Here is a 14555-nt window from a genome sequence, read left to right on the forward strand (position 1 = left end):
TTATACAATGAAATACATGATAGGTGTAGATATAGGAACAACAAGTACAAAAGCTGTTATTTATAATAACGAAGGGAAGTTTTTGAAAAAACATAGCATTGAATATCCTATGACAACAGATGAAATAGGAGTAGCTGAAGAAAGCCCTGAAGAAATATTTGATGCAGTGCTTTTCACAATCAAAAAAGTTATAAGAGAAATAGACGCAAAACCTGAAGATATTAAATTAATTAGCTTTAGTAGTGCGATGCATAGCTTAATTGCGATGGATAAAAATAATCAACCATTAACAGAATGTATAACATGGGCTGACAATAGAGCGAGTGATTATGCAGAAAAAATCAATAAAGAACATAACGGTTTAGAAATTTATAAAAGAACGGGTACACCAATACACCCGATGTCACCGTTATCTAAAATATTTTGGTTAAAACATGAAAAACCTGAAATATATAACAATACAAACAAATGGATAGATATTAAAACTTATGTCATTTATCAATTATTTGGTCAATACACAATGGATCATTCTATAGGTTCCGCTACAGGTATGATGAACTTAAAATCATTAGATTGGGATAAAGAAGTATTAGATTTATTAGAAATAGAAACTTCTCAATTACCTGAACTCGTTTCAACAACACATATTCTGAAAAATATGTCTAAAAAATATGCTGATTTAATGGGGATTAATGTAGATATTCCTGTGGTTGTAGGCGCTTCTGATGGCGTTCTATCTAATCTAGGTGTAAACAGTTTTAGAAAAGGAGAAGTAGCAGTAACTATCGGTACAAGTGGGGCAATTAGAACGATAATTGATGAACCAAAAACTGACGAAAAAGGTAGAATCTTTTGTTATGTCTTAACAGAAAATCATTATTGTATTGGTGGTCCAGTTAATAATGGTGGTGTAGTACTCAAATGGCTAAGAGACGAGTTATTAGCAAGTGAAGTAGAAACAGCTAAACGCTTAGGTGTGGACTCTTACGATGTATTAACTAAAATAGCTAGCAGAGTTCAACCAGGGGCGAACGGTTTAATATTCCATCCTTATCTTGCAGGTGAACGTGCACCATTATGGAATGCTAACGCAAGAGGAAGTTACTTTGGTTTGACTTTAACGCACAAGAAAGAGCATATGATCAGAGCAGCTTTAGAAGGTGTATTACTTAATTTATACACAGTTTATTTAGCGTTAATTGAAGTAATGGATAAATCCCCTAATCAAATTAAAGCAACAGGTGGATTTGCAAAAAGTGAAGTTTGGCGTCAAATGATGGCAGATATTTTTGATACATCTGTTGAAGTTCCTGAAAGTTATGAAAGTTCTTGTCTAGGGGCATGTGTTTTAGGGTTAAAAGCATTAGGTGAAATAGATGATTTTGAAGTGTTGAATAATATGGTAGGCAAAACATACCAACACCAGCCAATAGAAGAAAATGTTGATATTTATCAATCTTTAATACCAATTTTCATTAATTTAAGTCGTAAGTTAACAGAAGAATATAACTCAATAGCAGAATTCCAAGAAATGCATTCATAAGGAGAGATTAATATGATTTCAGAAATTACACCACTACTAGTCGTTATTGTAGCAGTTGGTTTACTATTAGCATTAATTATGTGGTTAAAGCTTAACACATTCGTTTCATTAATAATTACAGCAATGATTACAGGTGTAATGCTTGGCATGCCATTAAATAAAATCATTTCAACGGTCGAATCTGGTATGGGGTCTACACTAGGCCACATCGCATTGATATTCGGATTAGGTGCAATGCTTGGTAAGTTATTAGCTGATGGAGGCGGTGCAACGAGAATTGCACATACGCTAATTGATAAATTTGGTCAAAAGCGCATCCAATGGGCAGTAGTGGTAGCATCATTTATAATCGGTATCGCTTTATTCTTTGAAGTAGGGCTCGTATTATTAATCCCAATTGTATTTACGATTGCAAAAGAATCTAAAGTTTCAACACTTTATTTAGGTATACCAATGACAGCAGCATTATCTGTTACACATGGCTTTTTACCTCCTCATCCAGGACCAGTCATGATTGCAAAAGAATTTGGTGCAGAAATAGGTGAAGTGCTTGTATTTGGTTTAATTGTTGCGATTCCAGTTACAATTATTGCTGGACCATTATTTACGATGTTTGCCAAAAAAGTAGTTCCAGAAGGATTCACTAAGTCTGGTGATTTAAATTCACTAGGTAAGCAAAAAACATTTAAAATTGAAGAAACGCCAGGATTTGGTATTTCAGCTTTAACAGCACTATTACCAGTATTTATTATGTTAATTTCAACAATTGTTGATTTACTTACTGGTTCACCTGAGAATCCTCAAGGTGTACTAGGGTTTATCAGTTTTATAGGTGAAGCGGCAACAGCTATGCTGATCTCAGTATTGTTTGCTATATTCACTATGGGACTAAAAAGAGGTAAAAAAATTACAGAAGTTATGGATACATTAACAAACGCTATATATCCAATTGGAATGATGTTATTAATTATTGGTGGTGGCGGTGCTTTTAAACAAGTATTGATTGATGGTGGCGTCGGAAAAACTGTTGAAGAATTATTTACTGGCACAGCAATGAGTCCAATTTTACTTGCATGGATAGTAGCTTCTGTTCTTAGAATCGCTTTAGGATCAGCTACAGTCGCAGCAATTTCTACAGTAGGTATCGTAGCGCCGTTATTAGAAGCTTCTGATGCGAATCTTGCTCTAGTCGTATTAGCAACTGGTGCAGGTAGTGTTATTGCTTCACACGTGAATGACGCAGGATTTTGGATGTTTAAAGAATATTTCGGATTAACAATGAAAGAGACATTTTTAACATGGACATTATTAGAAACCGTCATTTCTGTATCTGGTATTATATTTATACTATTTATAAGTTTATTCGTATAAAAAAGACTAAAATTGTATAAACTTAGTATTTTAATAAGAATTATTCAAGCCTGATTTATCAGTTACTTTAACAGTTAGGCATTCCTAACTGTTAAAGCACTAAACTTTTAGAACACTTAAGAAACAAAAATTTAGAGTTAAGAATGATTCAACAAATTTAGAAAAAGACTTGATATACTTTAGTCATAGATAACACAACACGAACCACAATACATTCAATTCCTTAAAAATATTTCGTATATGTTTTTTCATGATAGTGAATGACTTTGTGTAGAACGTGTTTAGATAGTTATCTGTAATTGTAACGTTGAAATGGATCATAAAATGATTCAACTTATTTTTATAAAGTTTCCCGGCTTTATAAAAATAAATGTTTCCTTAATTAATAACCCTTCCCCGAAAAGCGCTCGTTAATTCCCGGACGAGCGCTTTTCACTTGCGAAATTTCAAATGTTAACTTTACTGACATATATTTTTATTTATTTTGTAGATAAAGTAAACTGTTTATATCGAACCATGGGGATGGAGAGATACATATAGGGGTAATTTACATAAAACGAGGCTGAGACAATTATTTGTCTCAGCCTCTATCGTGATATTGGCAGTAGTTGACTGGAATGAAAATATGCTTATATCAAGCTTTTCACTCCTAGTCACTCTTGCCGGGCGGCACTATGAAATCTTTTTTGAAAAATAAGATTTCTGTTCCAGTCCGATTTATCTTAAGATGCTTACGATTGATTCGTATACATCATCCCAGAATTGTGTATTCTTTTTATATTCATCATGGATTTTATGATGTACTTCTTTTTCTTTTTCAGGGAAAGAAGAATCTTCTTTAGATGGTAAGTCTTTTCTTGTTTCCTCAACGAATTTTTGAACTGTAATGGCTCTAGGACCCCATACATGTTCTTGTTCATGTTTTTCATTTAAAAATACAAAAATTGGTATAGATCTTGCAGTACCATTTGTTAAGTATTGATCAATTAAATTTGTATCTTCATCTCTATGAAATACTTTAACTTCCATATTAGTGTAATCTGCAATGTTCAATAGTACTGGGATATTCATCATAGCATCCCCACACCAATCTTCAGTGATGACGAGAACTTTATAATTTTTATCTTTTATTTTATCTAAACGTTCATCATTTTTAGGTAATTGAAAAGATTTATAAATTTCAATGAGTTCTTCTTTATTGGTAGTCATATCGTTTAAATATTCTTTAATAGGTTGTGATTGTTCATAATATGTAACTAGTTTTGTCATTTTAATTATCCCCCTTTTTATATACTAAATATTATAACAATTCTGAAATAAATCGCAAAGCAGAATAACTGAAGATTAATTACTCTACAGCATTTTCAAGAATTGAGAAAGTACCCTTATCTACATTTAGTTCAGCCAATGCCCCGTATGGGATAATGCATTTCGGTTCATTATGACCAAAACTTGCATTGTAGAATACTGGCATATCTTCTTGATTCCATTCTTTTAACATTTTAGTCCAAACTTCTTTATATTCTTCATAATAAACATCATCTTGAGGACGACCAATAATTACGCCATTTATTCTTTCGAAAATTCCCATTGAACCAAATGCACGCACGTAATCTTCCATTAACCAAGGTGGAGCGTGGACTTCTGCTGTCTCAATGAACAAAATAGCATCATCAAAAGCATCTTTATTTGGAAATACATCTGTTGCTTTTAAAGAATGGAATAATTCCATACAACCTCCAATTAAACGTCCAGTTGCTTTTCCTTTTCCATTTAAAATTTCATACCCGTTATTATCGAAAGAGTCTCTATTGATATCTTTGTTGCTTTCATCCCATTTTAAACCGTATTTTCTAATTTGAGATGATGTAGGTACATCACCAACTGGCTCGTTTTGGAACCAAGTTTGTTTAATTGAATGAACAGTATAATCATCCATTGCAACATTTTCAGCGAAGTCAGTGAGTAGCAATGGACCATAAAAACTGGAAACGCCAGCTTGATAAAACATAAAATGTAACGCAGTTGTATCAGAATACCCACTAAATATTTTAGGATTATTTTTTATTAACTCTAAATCTATATAAGGCCATAAACGAACAGAGTCATCTCCACCTAGAGAACAGATAATTGCTTTAACTTCAGGATCTCTGAGTGCTTGATGTAAATCTTCTGCTCTTTTTTCAGGGTGGTTGTATGTAAAGTCTGAACCTTTAAGCGCATTTGGCATTATCTTTACTTTTAGTCCGAATACATCTTTTAATCTTTCAATACCAACATTAGTTCTCCACATCATATCTTCTTCTCCAGCTAAACCAGAAGACAAAGAAACAATCGCTACTGTGTCACCTTTAGAAAGCTTATTTGGCTTGATAAGTTTACTCATATCAAAACCCCCTTATTTATTTGTTGTGCATAGTATATCACACTAATATAACTTGAAATCAAATTTTTCAGATGATAATATGATGTTGTTTGTAGGAAGAGTGTTAAAATTAAATTGAAAACTTGAGATAATAATAAAGGGGAAACAGAATATGGATAAAATCACGTTCCTCAATTATTTAGAGGATGAATTGTCTCGTTTACCAAAGGCGGAAAGAGACAAAATTATGTATGAATATGAGACTAAGTTTTTTGAGGCTCAAAATGAAGAAGAACTTATCCATGAACTTGGCAACCCTAAAGCAATTGCAAAAAAAGTATATGCCAATACTGCTATAACTGATGCAGAAATGGCTCCGAATTTTAAAAATGTTTTTCATGCTATTATGGCAACTCTAGGACTAAGTTTCTTCAACATTTTATTTATCATTACACCATTTCTTTTTATAACATTTATTCTATTAATAGTAGTCTTAATAGGAGCAGTTATGATGTTAGGGCCTATTGTTAGTGTTGTGAACATCTTTATTAATGGATTCCATTGGATAGATGTAACGAACATTATGTTTGCTATTTCATTCTTAGGACTCGGATTGATGCTCTTAATTACTGGATTAAAACTTATTGAAGTAAGTTACAAAGGCATATTAAAATATTTAAGATGGTGTATAAAAATCATTAAGAGGAGTGCAGAGTAATGAAAAAACTATTTTTTGTAGGTTTAAGTATTTTTGTAGTTTTTGGATTACTTGGTACTTTTCTATGGTTTTCAGTAAACAAACAGTATGAAAAACAAGAAACATACAAAAAAGTATTTAAAAACAATGAAACGAATCAAATTATAATTAATGCTCAAAATACAGATGTAGATGTAAAAAAGGGGCGTTATTTAGAAATTAATTACGATGGAAAACATAAAGTTAACGCAAATATAGAAAACAATTTATTACATTTTTCTGAGCAAGATAAAAAGCTTACATTTAACGCTAACTTTATTCCTTTTAGAAAAGTTAATAATCATCTTACGATAACGCTTCCTGAAAAAAATTATAATGCATTTAACATCACTACTAATACAGGTAATATCAATATAGAAAATGTTAAGAGTAAAAATAGTAATATTATTACTGGGACAGGGAATATAACGTTTAATCAAGTAGATTTTCAACATGTTAAAGCTATGGCTGATGTTGGGAGTATTGGTATTAAAAACTCCAAATTATATGAATTTAATGGAGAATTGGATACAGGTAATATCACAGTAGATAACTCAGTGTTAAAAAATAATGAAATGATAACTTCAATAGGTAATATCAAAATAAGAGATTTGAAAAATGAATGTGATATTAAAGCATCTACTGAAGACGGAAATATACTTATAGATTATAAACATAAACCACAAGATACATTACTTCAATTACATGCTGATTCAGGTAGCACAAAAATAGAAAACAGTGCTTTTAACGAGGAAAAGGTTGGTAATGGTAAAAATGTTATTGAAAGTTATACTGATAACGGTGATATAAAAATTAAATAATAGGCTATATAAAATATAACCTCTAATCCGTTAAATTTAATTTATGGATTAGAGGTTATTTAATTGATGCATTTATTCACTTGCAAATATTATATCTGAATCTATTTCTCCTGTAACATATAGTGATTCTAAAGGTTTGCCTTGTAACCATTCATTAAATTTAAAAGTGTGTATATAACCATTTTCACCTAATGCAAATTTAACTTCTAGTTGTTCAGGAATATAAGCAGATGTGTGTATCGTACCTGACCAACTTCTAAAAAGTTTGCTATAAATTTCATAATCAGGGTTATTAAAGTATTCAAAAGCAGTTTCTAAAGGTAAATTTTCGTTAGTTATATTTTCAATTCTATTATATCGCTCTACTGATTCTTTTATATAATTTCTATTTTCATGTGTTAATACTTCAAAATGATTCGTACAAAGAATGTTCTCTTTAGTTACTACTGATCTTGGTGTAGCTTCTACAATAATGCTGTTGTTAGATGCATCCATCAAAATGTAACTAAATGAACTTCTATGTGGTATTTCTTTCAACAACGAAACAGCTTCATCAATATTTTTACAACATTCTAAAATAAGACGACCAATCATATAACATACAAATCCATCACCTGGCTTTTTACGATGCATAAAATTATAACCCATCGATAAACCATGTTCATTCATTCCATCCATTCTCCCAGTTACTCGAGATGTTGGACCAATTTGAGCGTAACCACCATCAGTAGGTTGGAATAAGCTGAAACGTCCGTCATAAGTAGCAGGATTGTAATCATAGTTTCGAACCATAAAGTTTTTACCTAAAAATACCGAACAACCACTATCTTTAGCATAAACTCTATAATGACCGTAATTAAGAAGGACTTGCTCTAAAGGCATTTTTAGAGTATCTTGTATGCCCATCAGTTCCTCCCATATTTGCGGGGCGAATTGCTGATATATTTTTTTCGTTTCATTTATATTTATATCAAATCTAGGCCTTCTAACTCGCCATTCTTTTTCTCTGTTTTCGAGCATTTTAGTAGATTGTAACCACTTGGCTTGCGCAACTCCATAATCGTAGTGGTTTCCTCTAAATTCAAATGTTTGCATACTTACTTGTTGCAAAATCATCACTCCTATTCTTATTCATTTTGCTAGAAAATATTTCATTTGTCACGCAAATAAGCTATAAACCTTAATATTGGTCATAATTAATTAAAGAGATTGTAATAATGTCTTAACCTATGTAATTTTTTACCATGTTATATTTAATTTATCACATATCATTAAGTTATTTAGGAGGTATGTATGATGTGGAATCAAATATATATCTATACAAAAAAGAAATGGAAAGAATGGTACAGAGGTTAACAATTTAATTTAACTTAAATACAACAAGATAAGTATTTTAAACATAAAAAGAAAAATTGAAAATATCTATTATCAGAAAAACACACATTCGTTTAACTAATAAAACGAATGTGTGTTTTTGAGTTAATAATATTAAATTATTACAAGTTATCTGTAACAGGTGCAGATTCAACCCGTTTTTGATCACGCTTTGTTTGGTTTGACCAAAATATTGCAATACTAGGACCTGTTAATAAGTGTATGAAACTAAATATTGCGCCTGGTACTGCTGATAGTGGATTAAAGTGAGCTGTAGCTAATGAAACAGCTAAGCCAGAATTTTGCATACCAACTTCAATAGAAATTGCTCGTTTATCAGGTCGTCCTAAACCTAATGCTTTGGCTAAAAGATAGCCAATAGTGAGGCCACAAACATTATGTAATAAAACGACACCAAACAATAATAAACCAGTTGCGATAATTTGTGTCTTATTACCTGCAACCACACTTGATAAGATCAATGAAATTGCAATAACTGAAATAATAGGTAAAATATCGACAGATTTTTCTGCTACTGGTCTAAAGAATTTCTGTACAATTACACCTAAAATAATAGGGATTAACACTACTTGAACTACTGAAATGAACATTTCCATAAATGATACTTGCAACCATTCTCTAGCAAATAAGAAAATGAGAGAAGGTGTTACAATTGGTGCAAGTAATGTTGATAATGTAGTAATTGAAACTGATAAAGCGGTATTTGCTTTAGCTAAATAACTAATTACATTAGATGCTGTGCCACCAGGACAACAACCTACTAATATCACACCTAAAGCTATATCTGGACTAAGATTTAAACCTTTAGCAATTAAATAAGCAGTGACAGGCATTACAGTATACTGTAATATAACGCCGATAATTACACTCTTAGGTGATTTAAATACTTCTTTAAAATCATTCGTTGAAATGGTCATACCCATGCCAAACATCACTATACCCAATAAATAAGGGATATAAGGTGCTATTTGAGCGATGGTACCTGGAAAACTAAAACCTAAAATAGCAGCTATTAACATCCAAACGACAAAAGTTTTATTAATAAACTGACTAAATTTCTTTAAATTACCCATAATGAACACCTTCCAAATTATATAATAATCTGAATATTACCAATAATCAGAAGTTATTTCAATGGTATATTAGAAGAAATATTTAAAAATAAAAATCAAATGAAAATCGATACAATAAATGTTACATTTTATACAAGAATTAAATCGTATTCTATGAATTAGATGTATAATGAGAGTATATCTTTTATGTATAATGCTTATTATGTTATGATGTAAATGGTAGAAAATGATGATAGAGGTGACTTCAATGAACTGTATTAAAGGAATTTTCAAATTCTTTTTCATCTTAATTGCAATTACAACAGTAGCTGTTGGTGCAGGTGTAGCTGTCTTAGCATTTGTATTTAAAAAGGATTTTGAAGATCTAGAACAAAAAACTAAAGAGATAGTTTCAGAAATTGAATCTAATAATTAAAAATGAGGAGAGCAATCACTTAGTATAAGTGATTGCTCTTTTTTATTTAACTACCAAATTTTATTTTAATGTGTTAAAGAATATTAATTAAAATTACACTTTTAAAAATAATAGGGGTAAAGGTATATGAATAAAGTGATTTAAAATTATAATTGAATATTTAGGAGGGGGTGTAATTTTAATATGATCTAATTTTGTTTTTGAGTTCTTTTACGCTTTAATATAAAGAATATAGTAGTAGCTATAGCTATAAAAAGTGTGCTAAAAATATATTTAATTATATGATTGTTTTGTCCTGTATCAGGAAGTGTTTTCTTTTCGGACAAGGCTTTTTTATTTGTATCTTTTTGTTCTGTCTCAGTGGTTTTAGAATTATTTGAAGTTAAATTGTCTTTAACTATAGAAATTTGATAATTATGATTTGTGTTCTGAGTGTTTGATTGCGAATTGTTTAATGAATCAGTTTGGTTAGGGAAATGATTAGTATCATTTGGATTGTTATTAGTAACTATGGCTTGAGGGCTAGTATTATTTGTAATATGGAGTGAAGCTTGCTTGTTATTACTACTGTATGTGTAATATTTATCTTCACCAATTTTGATTGTGGACTTAGTGTCTACACCTTGAATTTGTACATTAAATAGAGTGTCTCTTGGGATGTTTGCAGGTATTTCAATTACTACTTGACCATTTTGATTAGTTTTACCTGTAAATTCTTGATTGTTACTTATCAATTTAACTTCTATATTATTTAATTGTTGGTAAGTATTTGATATAACATTAATGCTAATGTTTTGGCTATTTATATTAGAAGGAGTAGAAATAGTATTATGAGATGATGTTAATCTATAGAGTTTATTAGGTTCAACCGTAAATGTTTGTTGATTAGAAGTAGTAAGTACGTAGCTTTTCTTTAAAGATGCATTTGGGATTTGTATAATAGCGAGTCCATCAGATTTAGTTGTTAAAGACTTCGTTTCATTATCTAATTGAAGTTGAAATGTTTCATTAGGAATGGGTTGATTAGTGGAAGTGAGAAATTGAAAAACAATGGGTGTTTCACTTGTTTCTGCATAGGTTATATTGGATGAATTTAATGTTATACAAATTAAGAAAGTAGTTGTAAAACTTATGAAGAGAAGAAATATCTTCATACACAACCTCCTTTATAATTAATATCACCGGTGATATTTTTATTATGCCATAAACAATCTGGATATGCTAGTATTATTTTATAAAATTTACATAGAATTTTTAACTTATATAAAATCTAGAAATATTGAGTTATAATAAATTATAATATTCACTAAAAGTAATATGCTTCAGTTTTGCATCAAAGAGCATATAGGAGTAAAATAAACAAAAAGATTTAGATAAATAAAGGGGAGATGTTCTTGTATGATATGTAAAAGCTGTAATCAAGAAATGGTTGACGAACTTCGTATTAACGTACCAGGTACTCTAGTTGATGTAAGGTTAGTTAAAGAAGAAGAAACTGATGACGTCTTGAAAAAAGCGATTGCTGTACCTAAAGCTGCTGTTTGTTTATCGTGCGGTGAAGTAAAATACTACATAGAAGACATCGAATCATTTAAAGAATCATTAAAAAATGAATAGTAATAATTAAAGGGGTAAACCATAAATATAATGGCTTACCCCTTTATGTATAAAATGAAAGTTAAATCTTTTTTATATTTCTTACAGACGCATAACAATGTTCACCATTATTAAAGTAAACCGTGCGATCTTTTGTATCAATTCTATCAACATTTCGACGGTTTATAACAAAGCTGTTATGACATCTAAAAAATCTGTCGTCTAGATTTGTTAGTTCTTTTAGACTGCCGTAAAATTCGATTTGTCTATTATCAAGATGAGCTATTAATCGATGAGATTTAGTTGATGATTCAAAAAACATGACATCATCATATTGGACATATACTGAATTACTACCACGCGTTAATTCTAATTTTTCAACATTAGTATTTTTAGATAACATGCCTAAACGGATATAAGCAGTGTCTAAACAATCAATAACTCGTGTCTTGAGCTGATCAGGGTCATCTTTAAATATAAAATCCATAGCAGCAACTTTATAAACAAACGTTAAATAAGTTAATTCACTATGACTTGTAACAAAGATTATATTACCAATAGGGTCATGTTTTCTAATCTCGCTCGCTAAAGTAATTCCATTTATATCAGCATCTAGTTGGATATCTAAGAAATAACAACCGATATCATTAGAAGTCTTTACATGTTCTAGTAACTCATAAGGATCATTAGTCGCAAGCTCAATAGACATTTCTTTTTCTTCAATCATAATATAATTATTAATGATTGTTTGCATTCGTTCTAATTGTTTTGGGTCATCTTCGCAAATGATAATTTTCATCGTATCACTTCCTCATTATGATCATTTAAAATCTCGAGCTTTTGAATAAAGAATTGATCATTAATATACGTATCTAAAAAAACATTCTCAGTCTTTTCAGTTACTTCTTTTAATGTTGTTAAACCAATACCTCGTTTACGACCTTTTGTAGAAAATTGGTCTTCAAATAACTTATGTACTTTTGGTGTATCTTTAGAACATTTATTCATAAATACAAGTAGCACAGATTCTTCATTTTTAATAAAAGCAATTTGAATAGTAGGTGCATCAACAAACTCAGATGCTTCAATAGCATTATCCATTATGATACCTATACATCTACTCAACTCAACAATATTCATATTGATATGATCAATTTGTTCAGTAACTTCAACACTAATATTAATATTTTGCTCTTGGGATTGAATAATTTTAGTTGTTAGCAAACCTTTAATCTCTCTTACATGCAAGTTCTGTAAACCATTTATTTTAATCGTATTTAACTTCATATCATCATGTAAATGCGCAATATTTTCATCAAAATATTTGCTTAAACCATCCATATCTACTTGTCTAATATACTCAGACAAAGTAGCAAGAATATTGATATAATCATGACGAAACTTTCTCATTTCATTATTAATCTGTTCAATTTGTAAGGTATATTTATAATAATGATTAATCTCCTTTTTAGTACGCTGTAAAGCCATTTCTCTGATGACAGTGAAAGAGATTAAAATGACGAAAATTGCCGCCACACATACATAAATAACATAAAATAAAGTTTGGAACTCAAACTCTTTTTCAGTATCATAGTTCTCAGGCATATAAATATAGAACACAAAAAATGATAGAGCAAGGAACGCAGCTAACAACAGTAAATAAATACGGTTATTATATAAATAACTTAATTTAAGTTTGTCCATTAACATCCTAATTAAAGCTGCAATAGAGATAGTTATAAATGAATGGATAATAGTATAACAAATGAAATAATAAGTCATACTATCAACAATATCTATAATATATCTAGTAGTTAAAATTGATAAATAGTCAGAAACTACTGAAATAATAATAACGATTAAAGTATTTATAATGCCGAATAATTTAAATTTATTATAAAAAAATACAAAATTAAAAAGGCATACGTATATTATAGCCCCCATGCCAAACAGATAATAAAAAGAAAGTGAAGGGATTATGAACCCTATAAATAAGATTACATAATCCCTTTTGTTATATCGATAATTCTGTGTGATAGCTAATAAAATTGTAAATAGTACGACCTGTAATAAACCAAAAGGTAAAGATTCTATATTAGAAAGCGAGTCCATATATTACACTTCCTTATTGACAACTTATTGTTTTTCTTTTAATAATTCAGCTGGTACTTGAGTTTCATCTAAAAATGCTGTACACCCTCTGATTACTGCCTTCTCACCGATTGCTGATAAAACGTTAGAAATTGTTTTTGAAAATAATCCTGCTAATAAATTCATGATATTGTTTCCTCCTTTTTATAAAATATAGGTAATAGTGATACCGATTCGAAGATCAATCCCAAACAGATTAATTGTTGATAGGGTTCTTTAACGAATAAAGAAATGATTATCAAAATTGTAGCTGCAATGATTGACCTAAGTTTTAAACCCTTTTTCCACTTACCTAATAGTGGATGTTTTTTAGTTTCCATAGGTGCATATTTCATAATGATTATGTACCCTATGAGCGCTAATGTCAAAAATATCCAATACGGTACGTTTATATTGATGACAATTAGCGGTGTAATCACAAACATTATTAGGCTTTGAATGGTACATAAAAAAGTAGATTTTGCATGCGCACCAAATGCAAAATATCTTATAGCAAAATAACTAAGGTGAACAATAAGTGTATAGAAGAATATATGGCTTAGAAGGGCAGCACCATATATAACAACAGTCTTCATAATATTCCCTACAAATACTTCTAGTCCATACTTTACCTTTAAATAGCTTACATGGTCTAAATTATTTGAATTTTGAAGACTTGTAGCAATTTTATCAATTTGGGTTTGTACTGGTTGATACATAGCGCCCCTCCTCACACTTAATTATAAATCATAATGGTTTACATTTTACTTCTTTTGCCTAACTGTATTATTTCAATGCCCAACTGTTTGAGTTTTTATTTATATTTATATATTAACATATTTTTATTGCAGTTAAGCACGAAATATTACGACTTAGGGAAAACTTTAATTATATTAAATATAATATTATAAAATGATAATGACTAAGTAATAAGGTGAATAAAGGGGGTTCCTTTATGGCAGGTGACATAGTGAACGCTATCAGTAGTATTTTTAAGTGGTTTGTGGCGTTTTTTAGTGATTTATTTGGTTAATTTTCATTTGTTAAAATGTTATGATTATATAAGTTATTAGAGCGTATGCCTTTTGGTATACGTTTTTTATTATAGTT

The 14555-nt window shown here is 30.1% G+C and carries 15 protein-coding genes; 6 read left to right on the forward strand and 9 right to left on the reverse strand.

Translation table 11 applies throughout. The annotated features are described in order from the left end of the window. The first annotated feature begins 7 nt into the window (after positions 1-7). Complete coding sequence (gene gntK, locus CD135_RS06555) at positions 8-1543, forward strand: gluconokinase (RefSeq protein WP_103269061.1); 1536 nt, start codon at positions 8-10, stop codon at positions 1541-1543. Positions 1544-1555: 12 nt separating this feature from the next. Continuing rightward, on the forward strand, positions 1556-2914 hold the full coding sequence (locus CD135_RS06560) for a gluconate:H+ symporter (protein ID WP_016999104.1): 1359 nt from the start codon (positions 1556-1558) through the stop codon (positions 2912-2914). A gap of 717 nt (positions 2915-3631) precedes the next feature. Here the strand turns inward: CD135_RS06560 and CD135_RS06565 are convergent. Both CD135_RS06565 and CD135_RS06570 read right to left on the reverse strand, forming a co-directional pair. Then, positions 3632-4183 (reverse strand): thioredoxin family protein, encoded by a 552-nt coding sequence (locus CD135_RS06565; protein WP_016999103.1) that lies wholly within the window; start codon positions 4181-4183, stop codon positions 3632-3634. A gap of 79 nt (positions 4184-4262) precedes the next feature. Beyond that, complete coding sequence (locus CD135_RS06570) at positions 4263-5300, reverse strand: S66 family peptidase (protein ID WP_016999102.1); 1038 nt, start codon at positions 5298-5300, stop codon at positions 4263-4265. Between the two features lie 151 nt (positions 5301-5451). Here CD135_RS06570 and CD135_RS06575 point away from each other — a divergent pair, with 151 nt between their 5' ends. Both CD135_RS06575 and CD135_RS06580 read left to right on the forward strand, forming a co-directional pair. Then, entirely contained in the window at positions 5452-5997 is a 546-nt protein-coding gene (locus CD135_RS06575) for an HAAS signaling domain-containing protein (RefSeq protein ID WP_103269062.1), read from the forward strand. Next, the gene (locus CD135_RS06580; RefSeq protein ID WP_103269063.1) at positions 5997-6836 is read left to right on the forward strand and encodes a DUF4097 family beta strand repeat-containing protein; all 840 of its coding nucleotides are present in this window, start codon (positions 5997-5999) and stop codon (positions 6834-6836) included. Before CD135_RS06575 ends, CD135_RS06580 begins: the two co-directional genes overlap by 1 nt. A gap of 72 nt (positions 6837-6908) precedes the next feature. Here the strand turns inward: CD135_RS06580 and CD135_RS06585 are convergent, their stop codons facing one another. Beyond that, positions 6909-7946: a C45 family autoproteolytic acyltransferase/hydrolase gene (locus CD135_RS06585; protein WP_103269064.1), complete on the reverse strand. Its 1038-nt coding sequence runs from the start codon at positions 7944-7946 to the stop codon at positions 6909-6911. 386 nt (positions 7947-8332) lie between these two features. Continuing rightward, positions 8333-9304 (reverse strand): bile acid:sodium symporter family protein, encoded by a 972-nt coding sequence (locus tag CD135_RS06590; protein ID WP_103269065.1) that lies wholly within the window; start codon positions 9302-9304, stop codon positions 8333-8335. A gap of 247 nt (positions 9305-9551) precedes the next feature. On the opposite strand from CD135_RS06590, the gene CD135_RS06595 reads away from it, so the two are divergent. Then, positions 9552-9719 (forward strand): hypothetical protein, encoded by a 168-nt coding sequence (locus tag CD135_RS06595; RefSeq protein WP_016999097.1) that lies wholly within the window; start codon positions 9552-9554, stop codon positions 9717-9719. 188 nt (positions 9720-9907) lie between these two features. On the opposite strand, the gene CD135_RS06600 is transcribed toward CD135_RS06595, so the two are convergent. Next, positions 9908-10873, reverse strand: coding sequence for an LPXTG cell wall anchor domain-containing protein (locus CD135_RS06600; RefSeq protein ID WP_103269066.1), 966 nt, complete (start codon positions 10871-10873; stop codon positions 9908-9910). Positions 10874-11117: 244 nt separating this feature from the next. Between CD135_RS06600 and CD135_RS06605 the strand changes: the two genes are divergently transcribed. Then, positions 11118-11336: a hypothetical protein gene (locus tag CD135_RS06605; protein WP_016999095.1), complete on the forward strand. Its 219-nt coding sequence runs from the start codon at positions 11118-11120 to the stop codon at positions 11334-11336. A 61-nt stretch (positions 11337-11397) separates the two neighbouring features. On the opposite strand, the gene agrA is transcribed toward CD135_RS06605, so the two are convergent. Genes agrA through CD135_RS06625 form a run of 4 tightly spaced genes read right to left on the reverse strand, consistent with a single transcriptional unit; the run spans position 11398 to position 14164 of the window. Continuing rightward, complete coding sequence (agrA, locus tag CD135_RS06610) at positions 11398-12114, reverse strand: quorum-sensing response regulator AgrA (protein WP_016999094.1); 717 nt, start codon at positions 12112-12114, stop codon at positions 11398-11400. Continuing rightward, a complete protein-coding gene (gene agrC / locus CD135_RS06615; RefSeq protein ID WP_103269067.1) occupies positions 12111-13427 on the reverse strand; it encodes a quorum-sensing sensor histidine kinase AgrC in 1317 nt (438 codons plus the stop codon). Before agrC ends, agrA begins: the two co-directional genes overlap by 4 nt. A 24-nt stretch (positions 13428-13451) precedes the next feature. After that, a complete protein-coding gene (gene agrD, locus CD135_RS06620) occupies positions 13452-13592 on the reverse strand; it encodes a cyclic lactone autoinducer peptide AgrD (RefSeq protein ID WP_103269068.1) in 141 nt (46 codons plus the stop codon). Next, the gene (locus tag CD135_RS06625; protein WP_016999091.1) at positions 13589-14164 is read right to left on the reverse strand and encodes an accessory gene regulator AgrB; all 576 of its coding nucleotides are present in this window, start codon (positions 14162-14164) and stop codon (positions 13589-13591) included. Before CD135_RS06625 ends, agrD begins: the two co-directional genes overlap by 4 nt. Positions 14165-14555 lie beyond the last annotated feature (391 nt).

The sequence above is a fragment of the Mammaliicoccus lentus genome, assembly GCF_002902755.1.
GTDB classification, from domain to species: Bacteria; Bacillota; Bacilli; order Staphylococcales; family Staphylococcaceae; genus Mammaliicoccus; species Mammaliicoccus lentus.

What these genes read in the sequence shown, in the direction of transcription:
- CD135_RS06605 (WP_016999095.1), top strand. Translation starts at nt 11,118, where the DNA reads ATGATATGTAAAAGCTGTAATCAAGAAATGGTTGACGAACTTCGTATT.
- CD135_RS06595 (WP_016999097.1), top strand. Translation starts at nt 9,552, where the DNA reads ATGAACTGTATTAAAGGAATTTTCAAATTCTTTTTCATCTTAATTGCA.
- agrC (WP_103269067.1), bottom strand. Translation starts at nt 13,427, where the DNA reads ATGGACTCGCTTTCTAATATAGAATCTTTACCTTTTGGTTTATTACAG.
- CD135_RS06560 (WP_016999104.1), top strand. Translation starts at nt 1,556, where the DNA reads ATGATTTCAGAAATTACACCACTACTAGTCGTTATTGTAGCAGTTGGT.
- agrA (WP_016999094.1), bottom strand. Translation starts at nt 12,114, where the DNA reads ATGAAAATTATCATTTGCGAAGATGACCCAAAACAATTAGAACGAATG.
- agrD (WP_103269068.1), bottom strand. Translation starts at nt 13,592, where the DNA reads ATGAATTTATTAGCAGGATTATTTTCAAAAACAATTTCTAACGTTTTA.
- CD135_RS06600 (WP_103269066.1), bottom strand. Translation starts at nt 10,873, where the DNA reads ATGAAGATATTTCTTCTCTTCATAAGTTTTACAACTACTTTCTTAATT.
- CD135_RS06590 (WP_103269065.1), bottom strand. Translation starts at nt 9,304, where the DNA reads ATGGGTAATTTAAAGAAATTTAGTCAGTTTATTAATAAAACTTTTGTC.
- gntK (WP_103269061.1), top strand. Translation starts at nt 8, where the DNA reads ATGAAATACATGATAGGTGTAGATATAGGAACAACAAGTACAAAAGCT.
- CD135_RS06625 (WP_016999091.1), bottom strand. Translation starts at nt 14,164, where the DNA reads ATGTATCAACCAGTACAAACCCAAATTGATAAAATTGCTACAAGTCTT.
- CD135_RS06580 (WP_103269063.1), top strand. Translation starts at nt 5,997, where the DNA reads ATGAAAAAACTATTTTTTGTAGGTTTAAGTATTTTTGTAGTTTTTGGA.
- CD135_RS06575 (WP_103269062.1), top strand. Translation starts at nt 5,452, where the DNA reads ATGGATAAAATCACGTTCCTCAATTATTTAGAGGATGAATTGTCTCGT.
- CD135_RS06570 (WP_016999102.1), bottom strand. Translation starts at nt 5,300, where the DNA reads ATGAGTAAACTTATCAAGCCAAATAAGCTTTCTAAAGGTGACACAGTA.
- CD135_RS06565 (WP_016999103.1), bottom strand. Translation starts at nt 4,183, where the DNA reads ATGACAAAACTAGTTACATATTATGAACAATCACAACCTATTAAAGAA.